The sequence below is a fragment of the Microbacterium sp. 71-23 genome (genome assembly GCF_001897265.1).
Taxonomy (GTDB): Bacteria; Actinomycetota; Actinomycetes; order Actinomycetales; family Microbacteriaceae; genus Microbacterium; species Microbacterium ginsengisoli.
The window spans coordinates 26,984-44,296 of record NZ_MKSL01000039.1 but is presented as its reverse complement, the minus strand read 5'-3'; the positions used below and the strand labels follow the sequence as shown (position 1 = coordinate 44,296).

16 protein-coding genes are annotated in these 17,313 nt (G+C 71.4%); 10 read left to right on the top strand and 6 right to left on the bottom strand.

Annotation, left to right across the window (positions count from 1 at the left end):
* Nucleotide 1 precedes the first annotated feature (1 nt).
* The 3 genes from BGO15_RS12615 to BGO15_RS12605 all read right to left on the bottom strand — a co-directional run bounded on the left by BGO15_RS12615 (nucleotide 2) and on the right by BGO15_RS12605 (nucleotide 3,296).
* Nucleotides 2-589: a nucleotide exchange factor GrpE gene (locus BGO15_RS12615; RefSeq protein WP_056518958.1), complete on the bottom strand. Its 588-nt coding sequence runs from the start codon at nucleotides 587-589 to the stop codon at nucleotides 2-4.
* 9 nt (nucleotides 590-598) lie between these two features.
* The gene (dnaK, locus tag BGO15_RS12610) at nucleotides 599-2,470 is read right to left on the bottom strand and encodes a molecular chaperone DnaK (RefSeq protein ID WP_056206649.1); all 1,872 of its coding nucleotides are present in this window, start codon (nucleotides 2,468-2,470) and stop codon (nucleotides 599-601) included.
* 154 nt (nucleotides 2,471-2,624) lie between these two features.
* Nucleotides 2,625-3,296 (bottom strand): GntR family transcriptional regulator, encoded by a 672-nt coding sequence (locus BGO15_RS12605; protein WP_056518960.1) that lies wholly within the window; start codon nucleotides 3,294-3,296, stop codon nucleotides 2,625-2,627.
* 136 nt (nucleotides 3,297-3,432) lie between these two features.
* On the opposite strand from BGO15_RS12605, the gene BGO15_RS12600 reads away from it, so the two are divergent.
* The 3 genes from BGO15_RS12600 (at nucleotide 3,433) to BGO15_RS12590 (ending at nucleotide 9,439) form a co-directional block, all read left to right on the top strand.
* Complete coding sequence (locus BGO15_RS12600) at nucleotides 3,433-5,124, top strand: L-lactate permease (protein WP_056206651.1); 1,692 nt, start codon at nucleotides 3,433-3,435, stop codon at nucleotides 5,122-5,124.
* A gap of 2 nt (nucleotides 5,125-5,126) precedes the next feature.
* Complete coding sequence (locus tag BGO15_RS12595; RefSeq protein WP_082486292.1) at nucleotides 5,127-7,991, top strand: FAD-binding and (Fe-S)-binding domain-containing protein; 2,865 nt, start codon at nucleotides 5,127-5,129, stop codon at nucleotides 7,989-7,991.
* Nucleotides 7,992-8,092: 101 nt separating this feature from the next.
* Complete coding sequence (locus tag BGO15_RS12590) at nucleotides 8,093-9,439, top strand: MFS transporter (RefSeq protein ID WP_056518988.1); 1,347 nt, start codon at nucleotides 8,093-8,095, stop codon at nucleotides 9,437-9,439.
* A gap of 6 nt (nucleotides 9,440-9,445) precedes the next feature.
* Here the strand turns inward: BGO15_RS12590 and BGO15_RS12585 are convergent, their stop codons facing one another.
* Together BGO15_RS12585 and BGO15_RS12580 are read right to left on the bottom strand one after the other, a co-directional pair.
* Nucleotides 9,446-9,904: a GNAT family N-acetyltransferase gene (locus BGO15_RS12585; protein WP_056206653.1), complete on the bottom strand. Its 459-nt coding sequence runs from the start codon at nucleotides 9,902-9,904 to the stop codon at nucleotides 9,446-9,448.
* A 40-nt stretch (nucleotides 9,905-9,944) separates the two neighbouring features.
* Nucleotides 9,945-10,520 carry a MarR family winged helix-turn-helix transcriptional regulator gene (locus BGO15_RS12580; protein WP_082486294.1) on the bottom strand — a complete coding sequence of 192 codons (576 nt, stop codon included), beginning with the start codon at nucleotides 10,518-10,520 and terminating at the stop codon, nucleotides 9,945-9,947.
* 111 nt (nucleotides 10,521-10,631) lie between these two features.
* Here BGO15_RS12580 and BGO15_RS12575 point away from each other — a divergent pair, with 111 nt between their 5' ends.
* Nucleotides 10,632-11,168, top strand: coding sequence for a hypothetical protein (locus BGO15_RS12575; RefSeq protein WP_056518963.1), 537 nt, complete (start codon nucleotides 10,632-10,634; stop codon nucleotides 11,166-11,168).
* Between the two features lie 6 nt (nucleotides 11,169-11,174).
* On the opposite strand, the gene BGO15_RS12570 is transcribed toward BGO15_RS12575, so the two are convergent.
* Nucleotides 11,175-12,029, bottom strand: coding sequence for a sulfurtransferase (locus BGO15_RS12570; RefSeq protein ID WP_056518990.1), 855 nt, complete (start codon nucleotides 12,027-12,029; stop codon nucleotides 11,175-11,177).
* 160 nt (nucleotides 12,030-12,189) lie between these two features.
* Between BGO15_RS12570 and BGO15_RS12565 the strand changes: the two genes are divergently transcribed.
* The 6 genes from BGO15_RS12565 to BGO15_RS12540 all read left to right on the top strand — a co-directional run.
* Nucleotides 12,190-12,756: a flavin reductase family protein gene (locus BGO15_RS12565; protein ID WP_056518965.1), complete on the top strand. Its 567-nt coding sequence runs from the start codon at nucleotides 12,190-12,192 to the stop codon at nucleotides 12,754-12,756.
* A 12-nt stretch (nucleotides 12,757-12,768) separates the two neighbouring features.
* On the top strand, nucleotides 12,769-13,119 hold the full coding sequence (locus BGO15_RS12560) for a carboxymuconolactone decarboxylase family protein (RefSeq protein ID WP_056206660.1): 351 nt from the start codon (nucleotides 12,769-12,771) through the stop codon (nucleotides 13,117-13,119).
* On the top strand, nucleotides 13,067-14,437 hold the full coding sequence (locus tag BGO15_RS12555; RefSeq protein ID WP_056518967.1) for a M20/M25/M40 family metallo-hydrolase: 1,371 nt from the start codon (nucleotides 13,067-13,069) through the stop codon (nucleotides 14,435-14,437). Before BGO15_RS12560 ends, BGO15_RS12555 begins: the two co-directional genes overlap by 53 nt.
* Before the next feature lie 123 nt (nucleotides 14,438-14,560).
* Nucleotides 14,561-15,613, top strand: coding sequence for an amino acid ABC transporter permease (locus tag BGO15_RS12550; protein ID WP_082486296.1), 1,053 nt, complete (start codon nucleotides 14,561-14,563; stop codon nucleotides 15,611-15,613).
* On the top strand, nucleotides 15,610-16,398 hold the full coding sequence (locus BGO15_RS12545; RefSeq protein WP_056206663.1) for an amino acid ABC transporter ATP-binding protein: 789 nt from the start codon (nucleotides 15,610-15,612) through the stop codon (nucleotides 16,396-16,398). The genes BGO15_RS12550 and BGO15_RS12545 overlap by 4 nt, the downstream gene beginning before the upstream one ends.
* Nucleotides 16,399-16,474: 76 nt before the next feature.
* The coding region (locus BGO15_RS12540) for a transporter substrate-binding domain-containing protein (protein ID WP_286748411.1) at nucleotides 16,475-17,313 on the top strand (839 nt) is incomplete at its 3' end.

Genomic DNA, 17,313 nt, shown 5'->3' with positions numbered 1-17,313 from the left:
CCTACTCCGCCGGAACGGCGACGACGACCTTGGCGGGTCGCAGCTCGATCGAGCCGAGGCGGTAACCCACCTCGACGACCTCGAGGACCGTCGTCTCGGTCGCGCCGGGGGTCGGCTGCTGGAAGATCGCCTCGTGCTGCTGCGGGTCGAACACCTCGCCCGCCGCGCCGTAGGTGACGAGGCCGATGCGCTCGGCGACGCCGCGCAGCTTCTCGGCGATCTGCGCGAAGGGGGTGCCCTCGGCGAGATCACCGTGCTTCTCGGCGCGGTCGAGGTCGTCGAGCACGGGCAACAAGCCCTTCGCGACCGATCCCTTGGCGCGCTCGATCTCGGTCTCGCGCTGCTCCTCGGTGCGCCGGCGGTAGTTGGCGTACTCCGCCTGCACGCGCTTGAGGTCGAGCAGCAGGTCGTGGTCTTCGGCGGATGCCTCGGCCACCGCGGCCTCATCGGACTGCACGGCGTTCAGGATGTCGTCGATCGTCAGCTCCGCCTCGTCCGCGACGGAGTCGGAGGCCTGCGCCTCCGACTCCGTCCGGTCGGGCTGAACCTCGTCGTCGCCTTCCGGCCGGTCGACGTTGTTCTCAGTCATGTGTCCGTCTTACTTCTTCTCGTCCTCGTCGTCGACCACCTCGGCGTCGATGACGTCTTCGTCGGGGTTGGGCACCTCGCCGTTGCCGGCGTCGGTGGCCGTCGGGTCGGCGGTCTCACCGGCGGCCTGCGAGGCCTGGTAGATCGCCTCGCCGAGCTTGCCCTGGCTCTGGTTGAGGGTGTCGAACGCCGCCTTCACCGCGTCGTCGTCCTCGCCGGCGAGGGCCGCCTTCAGCGCGTCGACGTCGGCCTGCACGCTGTCCTTGACCTCGGCGGGCAGCTTCTCGGCGTTCTCGGCGATGAGCTTCTCGATCGAGTACGAGAGCGTCTCGGCCTGGTTGCGCACCTCGGCCGACTCGCGACGCTTCTTGTCCTCGGCGGCGTGCTCCTCGGCCTCGCGCACCATGCGCTCGATGTCGTCCTTCGGCAGCGACGAGCCGCCGGTGATCGTCATCGACTGCTCCTTGCCGGTGCCCTTGTCCTTCGCGGACACGTGCACGATGCCGTTGGCGTCGATGTCGAAGGTGACCTCGATCTGCGGGATGCCGCGCGGAGCCGGCGCGATGCCGGTGAGCTCGAAGGTGCCGAGCGGCTTGTTGTCGCGGGTGAACTCGCGCTCACCCTGGAAGACCTGGATCGCCACCGACGGCTGGTTGTCGTCGGCGGTGGTGAAGGTCTCGCTGCGCTTGGTCGGGATGGCCGTGTTGCGCTCGATGAGCTTGGTCATGATGCCGCCCTTGGTCTCGATGCCGAGGCTCAGGGGAGTGACGTCGATGAGCAGCACGTCCTTGCGCTCACCCTTGAGGACACCGGCCTGCAGGGCGGCGCCGACGGCGACGACCTCGTCCGGGTTCACGCCCTTGTTGGGCTCCTGGCCGCCGGTGAGCTTCTTGACGAGCTCGGTGACCTGGGGCATGCGGGTCGATCCGCCGACGAGCACGACGTGGTCGATGTCCTCGACCTTGATGCCGGCCTCGGCGATGACGTCGGTGAACGGCTTCTTGGTGCGGTCGAGGAGGTCCTTCGTGAGGTCCTCGAACTTGGCGCGCGAGAGCGTCTCCGACAGCGACACGGGGCCCGAGTCGGTGAGCGAGAGGTAGGGCAGGTTGACGCTGGTCGAGTTCGAGCTCGACAGCTCCTTCTTGGCCTGCTCCGCGGCCTCCTTAAGGCGCTGCAGCGCGATCTTGTCGCCCGAGACATCCACGCCGGTGGTGTCCTTGAACTGCTTGATCAGGTAGTCGACGACCCGCTGGTCCCAGTCGTCGCCGCCGAGCCGGTTGTCGCCGGCAGTGGCGCGCACCTGGATGGTGGAGAAGTCGTCGTCCTTGCCCACCTCGAGCAGGGACACGTCGAACGTGCCGCCACCGAGGTCGAAGACGAGGATGAGCTCGTCCTCCTTGCCCTTGTCGAGGCCGTAGGCGAGGGCCGCGGCGGTCGGCTCGTTGATGATGCGCAGCACGTTGAGGCCCGCGATCTCACCGGCCTCCTTCGTGGCCTGGCGCTCGGCGTCGTTGAAGTAGGCGGGCACGGTGATGACCGCGTCCGAGACCGAGTCGCCGAGGTACTGCTCGGCGTCGCGCTTCAGCTTCTGCAGGATGCGCGCCGACACCTCCTGCGGCGTGTAGGCCTTGCCGTCGATCGCCTGCGTCTTCCAGTCGGTGCCCATGTGGCGCTTGACCGAGGTGATGGTGCGGTCGACGTTGGTGACGGCCTGGCGCTTCGCGGTCTCGCCGACGAGCACCTCGCCGTCCTTGGTGAATGCGACGACCGAGGGGGTCGTGCGGAAGCCCTCGGCGTTGGCGATGACCTTCGGCTCGCCACCCTCGAGGACAGAGACGACCGAGTTGGTCGTCCCGAGGTCGATTCCCACTGCACGGGGCATGTGTCTCTCCTTCAGAGGGGCGGATGTCGCCATCCGCCGGTGTTCACGTCGTCTCGCGATCAACGGGGTTGAGTCGCGATGACTCAAGGGTACGCCGACGCCGCGACGACGTCAAACACAACTTGATATGAGTTGGCTCAAGTTTGGGCGAGCGTCAGCTGCGCGCCTCGGGACCGGGCTCGCCGCCCAGACGCTCGACGAGGCGCTCGCGCGCGCGGGCGAGATGCTCGCGCAGCAGGGCGGCCGCGGCATCCCCGTCACCCGCCTCGATGAGGGCGAGCAACCGCTCGTGCTCGTCGGCGATCAGTGCGGTCGGCAGCAGCGACGCCCCCTGCACCTGCGACATGCAGAAGACGACCTCGGAGGCGAGCGAGGCGTACACCCGGCTCGTACGCTCGCTGCCGAGCGCGTCGATGAGGCTGCGGTGGAAGCGCATGTCGGGGTCGACCACGTCGCGCGGCGACGCGTCGTCGAGCGCGGCGATCTCGGCGTTCGCGGCGCGCGCGTCGTCGGGCACGCGGCGGGTGTGCGCGAGGGCGCGGAGCGCCTCGGCCTCGATGATCGCCCGCGTGCGATAGATGTCGCGCGCGTCGTCGGGGGAGAGCCGCACGACGCGTGCGGTCTTGTGGGCGCTGCGCACGAGCAGGCGCTCGCGCACGAGGTTCTCGATCGCGGCCTTCGCGGTGGGTCGGGCGACCTCGTAGGTGTCGGCGACATCCACCTCGGCGAGGGCCGCCTCGGGCTCGAGCTCGCCGGAGAGGACGCGGGTGCGCAGGTCGTCGGTGACGGCGTCGATCACCGAGACGACGGCGACTCTGGTGACCACGGCGCGAGTCTATTCCTGGGAACTCCTTATCGAGCACTTGACTTACATGTGCACTTGTCTAACAATCACTGCGGAAGGACCGCACCGCGAGTGGTCGCCTGTTCAGACGTCAGAGACTCAAAGAGGAGCTCCGCTCGTGTTCCATCAGATCCTCGACCCCGTGTTCGGGTCGCTCGTGCTGTCGGCGGTCGCCGCCGTCATCCCCCTCGCCACCGTGTTCGTGCTGCTCGGGGTGTTCCGGGTGAAGGCATGGAAGGCCGCACTCACCGGCCTCGTCCTCGCCCTCGTCCTCGCGATCGCCGTCTGGCAGATGCCCGCCCTGCAGGCGCTCAACGCGGCGGCGGACGGCGCCGTCTACGGCGTCATCCCGATCCTGTGGATCCTCGTGAACGCCCTCTGGATCTACCGGCTCACCGTCATCACCGGCTGGTTCGAGGTGCTCGGCGAGCGCATCCGCGCGATCAGCGACGACCAGCGCATCCTCGCGATCATCATCGCGTTCTGCTTCGGCGCCCTCCTCGAGTCCCTGGCCGGCTTCGGCGCCCCCGTGGCCATCTCGATCGCGATGCTGATCGCCGCCGGTATGAAGCCGCTGAAGGCCGCGATCGTGTCGCTGATCGCCAACACCGCACCCGTCGCCTTCGGCGCGATCGGTGCGCCGATCATCGCGCTCTCCGGCGTCACCGGCATCGACGTGCACACGCTCGCCCAGATGGCGGGCCGACAGACGCCGGTGCTCGCCGCCGTCGTGCCGCTGATCCTCGTGTTCCTCGTCGACGGACGCCGCGGGCTTCGGCAGACCTGGCCGATCGCCCTCGTGGCGGGCGTCTCGTTCGGCCTCGCCCAGTTCGTCACCTCGAACTTCATCACCGTCGAGATCACCGACGTCGTCGCCTCGATCGTCTCGGTCACGGCCGTGCTGATCATGCTCCGCTTCTGGACGCCCGCGGGCGTCGTCGCGACCGACGACGGCGGAGCAGCCGGTGTCCCCACCGTCTCGCGGGCGATCCCGACACCGTCGGGCCGCACGGCCACGGCCGTGGTCACGGTGCCCGAGGCGACGCGCATCGACACCGCCACCCGCTCGAAGGCCGCCCTCACCTGGCTCGCCGTGCTGCCCTACGTCGTGATCGTCGCCCTCTTCTCGATCACCCAGATCCCGGCCGTGTCGCAGTTCCTCGCGAAGTCGGCGACGCTCGTCTTCCCGTGGCCGGGCCTCACGATCACGGATGCCTCGGGCAAGGCGGTCTCGACCGTGGTCAAGCTCCCCTGGGCCAGCACCGGCGGCACCGTGCTGCTGGTCTCGGGCATCATCGTGGCGATCGTCTACCGGGTCTCCGCTCGGCGCGCCGTGCGGGCGTACGGCGCCACGATCCACCAGCTGCGATTCACGATCGTCACCGTCGTCGCCGTGCTCGCCCTCGCCTACGTCATGAACTTCTCGGGCCAGACGCAGAGCCTCGGGCACGCCCTGGCGGCGACGGGCGGCTTCTTCGCACTGCTCTCGCCCGTGATCGGATGGCTCGGAGTCACGATCACCGGCTCCGACACCTCCTCGAACGCGCTGTTCGGACTTCTGCAGGCCACCGCGGCGAAGCAGGCCGACCTCAGCCCCGTGCTCATGGCCGCGACCAATTCGTCGGCGGGTGTGCTCGGCAAGATGCTCTCGCCGCAGAACCTCGCCGTCGCGGCAGCCGCCGCCTCGATGACCGGCAAGGAGGGCGATCTGTTCCGCCGGCTCATCTGGTGGAGCCTCGGCCTGCTTGCCGTGTTCACCGTGTTCGTCTTCCTGCAGTCGACCCCGATCCTCGGATGGATGGTTCCCTGACCATGACCGCACACGCTCCCGCCCCCTCCCGTGCCGATCGCGGCGCACGGGAGGGGGCGGGCCTCCCCGTTCCGCTTCACGACGCGCTGGCCGCGGCATCCACCGTCACGACCCGCGCGATCGACCGCGTCGCGTACGCGAGCGACGCGTCCCACTACCTGCTGACCCCGCGGGCGGTCGTGACAGCGGAGAGCGCCGGCGAGGTCGCCGCCGTCATGGCCGCCGCAGGCGCCGGCGGCGCGCACGTCACCTTCCGCTCGGGCGGCACGAGCCTCTCGGGGCAGGCGGCGACCGACGACATCCTGATCGACACCCGCCGCGGCTTCCGCGACATCGAGGTGCTCGACGGGGGACGCCGCGTGCGCGTGCAGCCGGGAGCGACCGTGCGGCAGGTCAACGCCCGGCTCATGCGGCACGGCTTCCGGCTCGGGCCCGACCCGGCGAGCGAGGCGGCGTGCACGATCGGCGGCGTCATCGCCAACAACTCCAGCGGCATGGCCTGCGGCATCACCGAGAACACCTACCGCACGCTCGAGTCGATGACCTTCGTGCTGCCCTCCGGCACGATCGTCGACACAGCCGACCCCGACGCCGACCGGCACCTGGCCGACAGCGAGCCCGACCTCGTCGAGGGGCTGCGCGCGCTGCAGCGACGGGTGCGCAGCAACCCCGCCTCGGTCGCGCTCATCGAGCGGCAGTTCGCGATGAAGAACACGATGGGCTACGGCATCAACGCGTTCCTCGACTTCGAGAGCCCGGCGCAGCTGCTCGCGCACCTGATCATCGGCAGCGAGGGGACGCTCGCCTTCGTCGCCGAGGCGGTCTACCGCACGGTGCCGATCCACTCGCGCATCGCGACGGCGCTCACCGTCTTCCCGACGCTCGACGACGCGACCCGAGCCCTGCCGGGCCTGCTCGAGACGGGAGCGGCGACCCTCGAGCTGATGGATGCCACCAGCATCCGCGTGGGGCAGTCCTTCGCGGATGCGCCCGCCGCGATCCGCGGCTTCGAGGTCGCCGGCGAGGCCGCCCTGCTGGTCGAGTACCAGGCCGACGACGACGACCGGCTCGCCGAGCTCACGGCGGCCGGGGCGCGGCTGCTCGGCGAGCTGCCGCTGCTCGCGCCCGCGCGCCTGTCGACCGATGCCGGCGAGCGCGCCACGGCGTGGAAGCTGCGCAAGGGCCTCTACACGACCGTCGCGGGCGCGCGCCCCTCGGGCACGACCGCGCTGCTCGAGGACATCGTCGTGCCGGTGCCCTCCCTCGCCGCCACCTGCGAGTCGCTGCAGGAGCTGTTCACCCGCTACGACTACCGCGACAGCGTGATCTTCGGTCACGCGAAGGACGGCAACATCCACTTCATGCTCACCGACCGCTTCGAGGGCGATGCCGCCCTCGGGCGCCTCACCGGATTCACCGAGGCGATGGTCGACGTCGTGCTCGACGCCGGCGGCAACCTCAAGGCGGAGCACGGCACCGGCCGGGCCATGGCGCCCTACGTGCGCCGGCAGTATGGCGACGAGCTCTACGACGTGATGCGCGCGCTGAAGGCGCTGTGCGATCCGCGGGGGATCCTGAACCCCGGGGTCATCATCGACGACGACCCGACCGCGCACGTGCGCGACATCAAGCTGGCCGAGCCCATCGAGGAGGAGGCCGACCGGTGCGTGGAATGCGGCTACTGCGAGCCGGTGTGCCCGAGCAGGGACGTCACCCTCACCCCGCGCCAGCGCATCGTCACGCGACGCGCGATCGCCCGCGCGCGAGTGGCGGGTGACGAGCAGCTCGCGCGCGAGCTGGAGCGGGACTACGACTACGCGGGCGTCGACACCTGCGCGGTCGACGGCATGTGCCTGACCGCGTGCCCGGTGCTCATCAACACCGGCGCGCTCGTGAAGCGGCTGCGACGCGAGGAGCAGAATCCGGTGCTGGCCGCCGGGTGGAAGGCCGCCGCGCAGGCGTGGGGTCCGGTGACCCGGGCAGGATCGGTCGCGCTCACCCTCGCCGACCGGGCGCCCGCCGGCGCCGTGCGGGGCGCGACATCCGTCGGCCGGGCGCTGCTCGGTGCCGACACCGTGCCGGAGTACTCCGCCGACCTCCCCGGCGGCGGGCCGGGACGTCGTCGCCGCGAGGGGGAGCTGGGTGCCGGATCGGGCGAGCCGGTCGCCGTCTACCTGCCGGCGTGCGTGAACAGCATGTTCGGCGGCGACGGCCTCGGGGTCACCGAGGCGTTCGCGCGCCTGCTCGAGCGCGCCGGGCTGCGCGTGCTCGTGCCGACGGGCATCGAGTCGATGTGCTGCAGCACCCCCTGGACCTCGAAGGGCTACACGGCGGGCCGGGCCGTCATGGCCGAGCGGGTATCCCGCATCGTGCGCGAGGCGAGCCGCGACGGCGAGCTGCTCGTGCTCAGCGACGCCGCCAGCTGCACCGAGGGCTTCGCGCACATCTTCGACGACCAGGGCGTCGCCGTGCGCACCGAGGACGTCGTCGCCTTCACCGCGCGCGAGGTGCTGCCGCGGCTGGGCGAGGTGTCGCCGGTGGCGACCTCCCTCGTGCTGCACCCCACCTGCTCGTCGACGCAGATGGGTCTGAACGACGCGCTGCGCGCGCTCGGCGAGGCGGTCGCCGAGACCGTCACCGTGCCGGATGCCTGGGGATGCTGCGCCTTCGCCGGCGACCGCGGCATGCTGCACCCCGAGCTCACCGCGTCGGCGACCGCCGCCGAGGCCGCCGAGGTGCGCGCGATCGGCGCCGACCTGCACGCCTCGTGCAACCGCACCTGTGAGATCGGGATGACGCGGGCCACCGGACGCGACTACCGTCACGTGGTGGAGCTGCTCGAGGAGGCCACCCGCCCCTCGCTGTGACCGGCGGGCCGGCCGGGGGGACGGCCGGCCCGCCCCCGTCAGCATCGCCCTGCGGAAACGAACGCTACCGTTCGTTCACGCACCGGCAATAGCGTGTGCTCATGGCATCACTCGAGCCCCCGGCCGCCGCGCCCGCAGGCGCCGGAGCCGCGGCATCCGTCTCGTCCCTCGACGCCCGCACGCGGCGCGGCCGCGTGTTCGCCTGGGCGCTGTGGGACTGGGGGTCGGCGGCGTTCAACGCGGTCGCGACGACCTTCGTGTTCACGGTCTACGTCACGGGTTCGAGCTTCGGAGACAAGACGGCGAACTCCGCGGCGCTCTCGTGGGCGCTCGCGATCGCCGGCATCGTCGTGCTGCTGATCGCGCCGGTCACCGGGCAGCGATCGGATGCCTCGGCCCACCGCAAGCGCTGGCTCGCGATCAACACCGCGGTCGTCGTCCTGACCCTCGCGCTCATGTTCTTCGTGCACCCGTCGCCCGCCTACCTGTGGTTCGGTCTCGCGCTGCTCGCGATCGGCACGGTGTTCTTCGAGCTGGCGAGCGTCAACTACAACGCGATGCTCGCCCAGATCTCCACGCCCCGCACCGTCGGGAAGGTGTCGGGCTTCGGGTGGGGGATGGGATACATCGGCGGCATCGTGCTGCTGCTGATCCTCTACTTCGGCTTCATCGAGCCCGACGTGGGCCTGTTCGGCGTGACGGGCGAGGACGGCCTCGCCGTGCGCGTGTCGATGCTGATCGCCGCCGTGTGGATGGCGCTCTCGGCCCTTCCGGTGCTGTTCGCGGTGCCCGAGAACCGGCCGCTCGACCCGGAGGCGCCGCGGGTCGGGTTCTTCGCGTCGTACGGCGTGCTGTTCCGCAGCATCCGGGATCTGTGGACGCACAGCCGCCAGACGGTGTACTTCCTGTTCGCGAGCGCGATCTTCCGCGACGGCCTCACCGGCGTCTTCACGTTCGGCGGCGTGCTCGCCGCCGGCACCTTCGGCTTCACGCCCGGGCAGGTCATCATCTTCGCGATCGCGGCGAACGTCGTCGCCGGAGTCGCGACCATCGCGAGCGGTGCCCTCGACGACCGGTTCGGGCCCAAGCCGCTCATCCTGACCTCGCTTGTGGGTCTCGTGATCAGCGGACTGGCGGTGTTCGTGTTCCACGGCGGCGGGCAGACGATCTTCTGGATCTTCGGCCTCATCCTGTGCCTGTTCGTCGGCCCGGCGCAGTCGGCGTCGCGCACCTACCTCGCCCGGCTCATCCCACCGGGGCGCGAGGGGCAGGTGTTCGGGCTCTACGCGACGACGGGCCGCGCGGCCGTGTTCCTCGCACCGACCGCGTTCGGCCTGTTCGTCACGATCGGCGGCGCGCAGGTGTGGGGCATCCTCGGCATCGTGCTGGTGCTGCTCGTGGGCCTCGCACTGCTCATCCCCGTGCGGGCGGCCGGCGCGCCGCGCTGAACCGGGTCAGACGGATGCCGCGCGGCGCATCGGCACGTGCGGAATGTCGTCCTCGACGAACCCCGGGCCGCTGATCTCGAAGCCGAACCGCGCGTACCAGCCGGCGAGGTGCTCCTGCGCGTCGAGCACGATGTCGCGGCCCGGCCACCGCTCGCCCGCGCGGTCGACGGCCATGCGCATGAGGTCCGCGGCGAGCCCCCTGCCGCGGGCGGGCGGCGCGGTCGCGACCCGGCCGATGCGGGCGGGACCGGCCTCGCCGTCGGCGAGCAGTCGCAGGGTGGCGAGCACGTCGCCGTCCTCCTCGGCCCACAGCAGCTCGGCACCGGGCTCGATGTCGCGGCCGTCGAGCTCGGGGTAGGCGGCCTCCTGCTCGACGACGAACACGGCGACCCGCAGCCAGAGCAGACGGTAGAGGGTCTCGGCAGGGATGTCGCGCACGGCGGCACGGTGGAAGGCGAGGGTCACCCCGTCACGCTACCGGCGGGATCGGGGGTTGCGGCCGGTCTCACGCGGGCCAGGCCGCGGCGAGCTTCGCGAGCAGGCGCGCGAGCTCGGCGCGCTCGTCGTCGGTGAAGGCGGCGAGCGCGGTCTCGACGGCCTCCCGCCGGTCGATGCGGAATCCGCGCGCGAGGGTGCGGCCCTGCTCCGTGACGACGATGCGTGTGCGGCGAGCGTCGTCGGGGTCGGCCTCGCGGCGCACGAGCCCGAGGTCGACGCACTGCTGCACCAGCCGTGAGGCGCGCGGCTGGTCGACGCCGACGGCCTCGGCGATCTCGCTGACGGTGAGGGGCTCGGATGCCGCCACCACCGCGTCGAGCAGACGGAGGCGCGCCGGCCCCGCGAAGCGTCCGCTGCCGCCGCCCGCCCAGGGCGGCCCGCCCCATGCACCGGGGGCACCCGCGGCCCAGGGCCCGCCGCCGTGCGCGCCGGGTCCGAACCCGTGCCGGCCGCGCCCGCCGTGGGGGTGGGGGCCGTCGTGCCCGGTCACCCAGGGAGGCCGGGGTCCGCGCCGACCGCGCAGCTGCCCGAGGGCGGCGGCGATGGCGTCGACGGGGTCGGTGGCGGGGTCGTCGGCGGTCATGATCCGAGAATACATGCACCTTGACATGCATCACAGAAGCATGTACAAAGACATGTACATGCCACATGACATGTAATCGGCGTCTCCGGACGCGCCACGAAAGGACACCCCATGACTGACGAGACCACTCCTCAGACCCCCGCACCCGTCGGCTACTGGCTGCGCGCCGTCGGCGCCCTGCTTCGCAGCGGCGCGGTGCACTCGCCCCGCGAATTCCGCGAGCGCGTCGAGGCGGCGGCCAGCGCCGACGACCTCGCCACCACCTCGCGCACACTCGAGGCGATCGCCCGCGAGCTCGGCTGGGACGACTCCTACGGGATGCCGCGGCCCGGCGAGTTCGGCCACCACGGCGGCCCGCGCGGCCACCGCTTCGGCCCCGGGTTCGGCCCCGGCGCCGACTCGGACGCCCCGCACGGCTTCGGCCCCCGCGCCGGATTCCCGCCGTTCGGTCGCGGCCGCGGCTTCCGCCCGTTCGCGGGCGGCAACCGCCACCGCGGGTTCGGCCCCGGCGCACACCGCCGGTTCGGCGAGGACCTCGGCCGCGGCGAGTGCGCCGCCCACGCGGGGCACCACGGCCACGGCGAGCGCGGCGACCGTCGCCCCGACGCGCAAGGCGCGCGGGACGCGGCATCCGATGATCGCGGCTGAGCGCGATCAGACCGCGTGCACGGCGTGCGCGGGGGTGGGCCCGGTCGCGACCGGGCGCCCCTGCGCACGCGCCCACTCCGACCACGACCCCGGATAGACCCGCGCCCCGATCCCCAGCCGGGCGAGCACGAGCGCCGTGTGCGCCGAGGCGATACCCGAGCTGCAATACACGACGACCGGCACGCCGGCGCGCACTCCGACGTCGGCGAATCGCGCCGCGCTCGCCTCGACGGAAGCAGCCCCACCCTCGGGCGAGATGTGCACCGACGTCGGCAGGTTGAGGGCGCCCGGGATGTGCCCGGACACCGGATCGGCGGAGGGCACCGACCCGCGGTAGTGCTGAGGCGCCCGCACGTCGAGCAGCACCCCGGTCAGCGGCGCGAGCGCCGCCTCATCGATCGACGCGACGCCCGGATCCTCATCGCGCAGCGAGATGCCGCCCGGCTCCACCGCGACGTCGTGCGTGTCGAGCAGACCGCCCGACGCGATCCAGGCGCGCAGCCCGCCGTCGAGAACCCGGATGTCCACACCCCGACGGCGCAGCAGCCACCAGGCCCGCGCCGCCGCGACCCCGTCGTTGTCGTCGTAGGCGATCACGAGATCGCCCTCGTCGATCCCCCAGCGGCGCACCGAGTGCTCGAGGTCGGCCAACGCCGGCACGGGATGCCGCCCCGCCTCGGGATGGCCCGGCCGCGACAGCTCGCGCTCGAGGTCGACGTAGACGGCCCCCGGGAGATGACCGGTGATGTACGCCAGACGTCCCTCCGGGGCATCCAATCGCCACCGCACGTCGAGCAGACGCACCGGCCGCAGACCGGTCAGCGCCTCGGTGAGCCCGGCGACGTCGATGAGGGGGGACATGGCGCGAGTCTGCGCGCCGCCGCGCGCGAGCGTCATCCCGCCGGGCAACACGGCGACACGCGGCGCAACACGAGGTCATCCCCTCGTGCGCGGGCACGCGGTTTCTCTTTGTTTCGAACCGACGGCCCCGCACCCGACCGGGGTGGGTAGCGTCGATGTCATGTCCGATGCAGCCGAGGTCTCCCCCGTGTTCGACAGCCCGCACCTGCTCGGCGGCTCGCTGTCGCCCGACGACTTCAAGGCGCTCTTCCGCGGCCACCCGGGCGGCGTCGCCGTCATCACGGCCGACGACGGACGCGGACCCGTCGCCCTCACCGCGACCTCGGTCTCCTCCGTCAGCGCCGAGCCGCCGCTGCTGATCTTCTCGGTGTCGTCGCTCTCATCGGCCACCCCGACGATCGTCGCGGCCGACACGATCGTCGTGCACCTGCTCGACGCCCACGATCTCGACGTGGCCCGGCTCGCCTCGACCAGCGGTGTCGACCGCTTCGCCGACCCCGCGAACTGGTCGCGTCTTCCCACGGGCGAGCCCGTCTACAACGGTGTGCGCGCCTGGGTGCGCTGCGCGATCATCAACCGCATGGAGGCAGGCGGCTCCACCGTCATCGCCGCCCACGCGCTGCAGTCGAGCATCGCCCGCGACGTCGACCCCGGCGACCACGGCGACGCGCTCGTCTATCACAACCGCACGTGGCACCGCCTCGGCGACCACTCCCGTCTCGACTGATCCCGAGGAATCGTGTCCGACTACTTCGACCGCACCGCCGACCGCACCTTCACCAAGGTCTACAAGACCGAGACGCCCGACATCCTGCAGGCGTTCTCCGCCTTCGACCAGGCCGTCTTCGCCGAGGAGGGTCGGGCGATCCCGCTCAAGTACCGTGAGCTGATCGCCCTCGCCGTCGGCATCACCACGCAGTGCGTGTACTGCATCGACGCGCACAGCCAGAACGCCGTCAAGGCCGGCGCGACCGACACCGAGCTGGCGGAGGCCGCGTGGGTCGCTACCGCGATCCGCGCCGGCGGCGGCTACGCCCATGGGCGCCTCGCGTTCAAGCTCGCCGGCGACGCGCGCCCTCACGAGCACTGAGCGGCGAACCGCGATGACGTCGGCCGTCGAACAGGACGCGCTCGACCTCACCCGGGCCCTGCTGCGCATCGACTCGGTCAACACCGGCGACGCAGCGACGATCGGCGACGGCGAGACCCGCGCCGCGCGCCTCGCGCAGCAGGCGCTGGAGGAGGTCGGCTACGAGGTCGAGTTCCTCGAACCGCGACCCGGCCGAGGATCGATCGTCACGCGGCTCGCCGGTGCCGACCCGGCCCGCGGCGCCCTGCTCGTTCACGCCCACCTCGATGTGGTCCCCGCCGTCGCGGCCGACTGGACGCATCCGCCGTTCGCCGCCGAGATCGACGACGACGGCTACCTCTACGGTCGCGGAGTCGTGGACATGAAGGGCTTCGCCGGCACGCTGCTCGCCCTCGCCCGCCACTTCCGCCGCAACGACATCGTGCCCGCGCGCGACATCGTGTTCGCGTTCGTCGCCGACGAGGAGACCGGCGGCGTCTGGGGTGCGCGTTGGATCGTCGAGAACCGACCCGACCTGCTCGCGGGCGTCACCGAGGCGGTGAGCGAGGTGGGCGGATTCTCGATCCCCGCCGGGCGCCGGCGCGCCTACGTCGCCGCCGTCGGCGAGAAGGGGGTCGCCTGGGCGACCCTCACCGCCCGCGGTCGCGCCGCGCACGGCTCTCGCCCGACCGCCGACAACGCCGTCGTCCGTCTCGCTCGCGCGGTCGCCGCCCTCGGCGACCACCCCTTCCCGGTCGAGCGCACCGAGGCGCTCGACCGCTTCCTGCGGGTGTACGCCGCCCACACGGGCGAGCCCTTCGGTGACCTGTCCGACGCCCTCGCGCGCCTCGGCCACGCGGAGACGTTCCTCGCCGCCTCAGCCCGCGACACCGTCTCCCCCACGGTGCTGATCGCGGGCGACAAGACCAATGTGATCCCCGCCGAGGCGCGGGCGCGCCTCGACATCCGCGTGCTCCCCGGTCACGACGACTCCCTGCGCGCCGAGATCACGCGAATCGTCGGCGACGACATCGACATCCGCTGGGGCGGTTGGACACCCGCCACCCTCGCGGCTTCCGACTCTCCCCTGCTGGACGTGTTCGACCGTGCCATCGGCGCCGAGGACTCCGACGGCTTCGTCGTGCCCTACCTGCTGCCGGCCAGCACCGACAACAAGAGCTTCGCCCGGCTCGGCATCCATGGCTACGGCTTCGTGGCCCTGCAGGTGCCGCACGAGTTCGACGTGTTCGCGCAGTTCCACGCCGCGGACGAGCGCGTGCCGGTCGACGCCCTGCACTTCTGCACCCGCGTGACCGAGCGGATCCTGCGCACCGCCTGATCGCACTGTTACCGCGTGCGACGCGCGGTTGCGGCATGTGAAACGCGCCCTCCGGCGCACACCGGCGACGCCCCTACCGTGGCGGAAACGCGGCGACCGGCCGCATCCCCCGAAGGAGCAGGCATGACCGACACGCTCGCACGCGCCCGCGTCGTCGACGACCCGACCCCCGCCCCGGCCGCCCGGGTCGACCTCGGATCGTTCCGCGTCGTCCACACCCGGCACTGGTTCCGTTGGGTGCTCAGCGCCCTGCTGATCTTCGCGATCGCGCAGTTCGCGTGGTCACTCGTCGTCAACGAGAACTACGAGTGGGACGTCTTCGCCCGCTACTTCTTCTCCGAGCCGGTGCTCACCGGCGTCTTCGGGTACACCCTCACGCTGACGGTGATCGCCGCCGTCGTCGGATTCGGCCTCGGCACGCTGCTCGCGCTCGCCCGGCTCAGCGGCTCGCCGCTGCTGAACGGCATCGCCTGGACCTACATCTGGTTCTTCCGCTCGGTGCCGCTCGTCGTGCAGATCATCGTCTGGTACAACCTCGGCTACCTCTACCCGACGCTCGGCCTCGGCACGCCCTTCACGACCGACTTCTGGATCGTGCAGTTCCCGACGGTGCAGCTCATCAGCGCCTTCGCCGCCGCCGTGCTCGGCCTCGGCCTCCACCAGGCGGCCTACTCTGCGGAGATCATCCGCGGCGGACTCCTCAGCGTCGACCAGGGGCAGCACGAGGCGGCCGCGGCCCTCGGCATCCCGGCGTGGCGACGACTGAGCCGCATCATCCTGCCGCAGGCGGCCCGTTCCATCATCCCCAACGCCACCAACGAGGTCATCGGCCTCGTCAAGGGCACCTCGGTGGTGTTCGTCATCGCACTGCCCGAGCTCTTCTACGCCGTGCAGGTCATCTACAACCGCAACAGCCGGGTCATCCCGCTGCTTCTCGTCGCGGTCGTCTGGTACACGATCATCACCACCCTGCTGAGCATCGCCCAGTTCTACATCGAACGTCACTACGCCCGGGGGTCCGTGCGGGTGCTGCCCCCGACCCCCCTGCAGCGGTTCCGCCGCTGGGTGGCGCTGCGGTGGGCGCGTCTCGGTGACGAACCCCGCCCGGATGCCGCGGCGAGCCCGGCGGGCGCCGGCGCGGCCGCCGCATCCGCCTCGGAAGGAGCCTCGCGATGAGCGCCACCGTCGTCCCCGCCCGCACCGGGCGGGTCGAGATCCACAACGTCCACAAGAGCTACAACGGCATCGAGGTGCTGCGCGGGATCGACCTGGACATCGCCCCCGGCGAGGTCGTGGCGATCCTCGGGCCGAGCGGCTCGGGCAAATCCACCCTGCTGCGCACGATCAACCACCTCGAATCGGTCGACCGGGGCTCGGTCACCATCGACGGCACCCTGATCGGCTACGAGGTGCGCGGCACGAAGCTCCACGAGCTGCGCGAGCGGGAGATCCTGAAGCGTCGCACGCAGGTCGGCATCGTCTTCCAGAACTTCAACCTCTTCCCCCACCTCACCGCGCTCGAGAACGTCATCGAGGCACCGCTCGCACTGCGGCGCGTGGGGAAGACGGCGGCACGGGAGCTCGGCCTGGGCCTGCTCGAGCGCGTCGGGCTCGGCGACCGCGCCGACCACTACCCCCGGCAGCTCTCGGGCGGTCAGCAGCAGCGCGTGGCGATCGCCCGCGCACTCGCGCTGGAGCCCCGCGTGCTGCTCTTCGACGAGCCGACCAGCGCTCTCGACCCCGAACTCGTCGGCGAAGTGCTCGACGTGATCCGCGGCCTCGCGCACGCGGGCACCACTCTCGTGATCGTGACCCACGAAGTGGGATTCGCGCGCGAGGTGGCAGACCGGATCGTGTTCCTCGACCAAGGGGTGGTCGTGGAACAAGGCACCCCGGAGGACGTTCTCGTGCGCCCGCAGCATGCGCGCACACGGGACTTCCTCGCCAAGGTGCTCACCTGAGCGGAACCCCCGCCCGATCCGCCCCCCGACCCTCGGCCCACCCGGACCCGAGGACCACCGAAGGAGTAACACAGCAATGGCCATCAGCAAGAAGCAGGGCATCGCGGCCGGCATCGCCGTCGTCGCGGTGGCCGCTGTCGTCGGCGGCATCATCGCCGCCGTCAACATCGCGGGTGGGGCGAAGGCGGATGCCGCCGCCCCCGCCGCATCATCGTCGAACCCGGCGACCGACCAGATCACCTGGATCGAAGGGCACGAGGTCCCGGAGGCGGTCGCCGCTCTGAAGGCGAGCGGCTTCACGCCCATCAACCCGGGCAAGCTCACCGTCGCGGTCGCGGCCTACCAGCCGCCGCTCGCGTACATCCCGGAGGGTCAGACCGAGCCCGCCGGCACCGAGCCGAATTTCGGCAAGCTCATCGCGCAGGGTCTGGGCCTCACCTACAACCCGGTCGTGGTGGCGTGGGCGGACTGGCCGCTGGGAATCCAGTCGGGCAAGTACGACCTGATCACCTCGAACGTGACGGTGACCGAGGAGCGCAAGGAGCTCTACGACTTCGCGAGCTACCGTCAGGACGTGCTCGGCTTCTACGTGAAGTCCACGAGCTCGATCTCGAAGATCGCCACCGCCGACGACATCTCGGGCCTGAAGATCATCGTGGGCTCGGGAACGAACCAGGAGAAGATCCTCCTCGAGTGGAACAAGGACCTCGTCTCCCGCGGCAAGGCGCCGGCCGAGCTGCAGTACTACGACGACGTCGCCGCCGCGACGCTGGCCCTCCAGTCGGGTCGCGCGGACGCCAACTTCGGTCCGAACCCGACCGGAGCCTGGGAGGCTCGCGAGACCGGCGACATCAAGCTGGTCGGCACGATCCCCGGTGGCTGGCCGTTGACGGCCAACATCGCGGCGGCCACGAA

Excerpts from the sequence above, each read along its gene's own strand:
- BGO15_RS12565 (WP_056518965.1), top strand. The coding sequence starts at position 12,190 with ATGTCCGATGCAGCCGAGGTCTCCCCCGTGTTCGACAGCCCGCACCTG.
- BGO15_RS12545 (WP_056206663.1), top strand. The coding sequence starts at position 15,610 with ATGAGCGCCACCGTCGTCCCCGCCCGCACCGGGCGGGTCGAGATCCAC.
- dnaK (WP_056206649.1), bottom strand. The coding sequence starts at position 2,470 with ATGCCCCGTGCAGTGGGAATCGACCTCGGGACGACCAACTCGGTCGTC.
- BGO15_RS12550 (WP_082486296.1), top strand. The coding sequence starts at position 14,561 with ATGACCGACACGCTCGCACGCGCCCGCGTCGTCGACGACCCGACCCCC.
- BGO15_RS12555 (WP_056518967.1), top strand. The coding sequence starts at position 13,067 with ATGGGCGCCTCGCGTTCAAGCTCGCCGGCGACGCGCGCCCTCACGAGC.
- BGO15_RS12590 (WP_056518988.1), top strand. The coding sequence starts at position 8,093 with ATGGCATCACTCGAGCCCCCGGCCGCCGCGCCCGCAGGCGCCGGAGCC.
- BGO15_RS12575 (WP_056518963.1), top strand. The coding sequence starts at position 10,632 with ATGACTGACGAGACCACTCCTCAGACCCCCGCACCCGTCGGCTACTGG.
- BGO15_RS12615 (WP_056518958.1), bottom strand. The coding sequence starts at position 589 with ATGACTGAGAACAACGTCGACCGGCCGGAAGGCGACGACGAGGTTCAG.
- BGO15_RS12570 (WP_056518990.1), bottom strand. The coding sequence starts at position 12,029 with ATGTCCCCCCTCATCGACGTCGCCGGGCTCACCGAGGCGCTGACCGGT.
- BGO15_RS12595 (WP_082486292.1), top strand. The coding sequence starts at position 5,127 with ATGACCGCACACGCTCCCGCCCCCTCCCGTGCCGATCGCGGCGCACGG.
- BGO15_RS12580 (WP_082486294.1), bottom strand. The coding sequence starts at position 10,520 with ATGACCGCCGACGACCCCGCCACCGACCCCGTCGACGCCATCGCCGCC.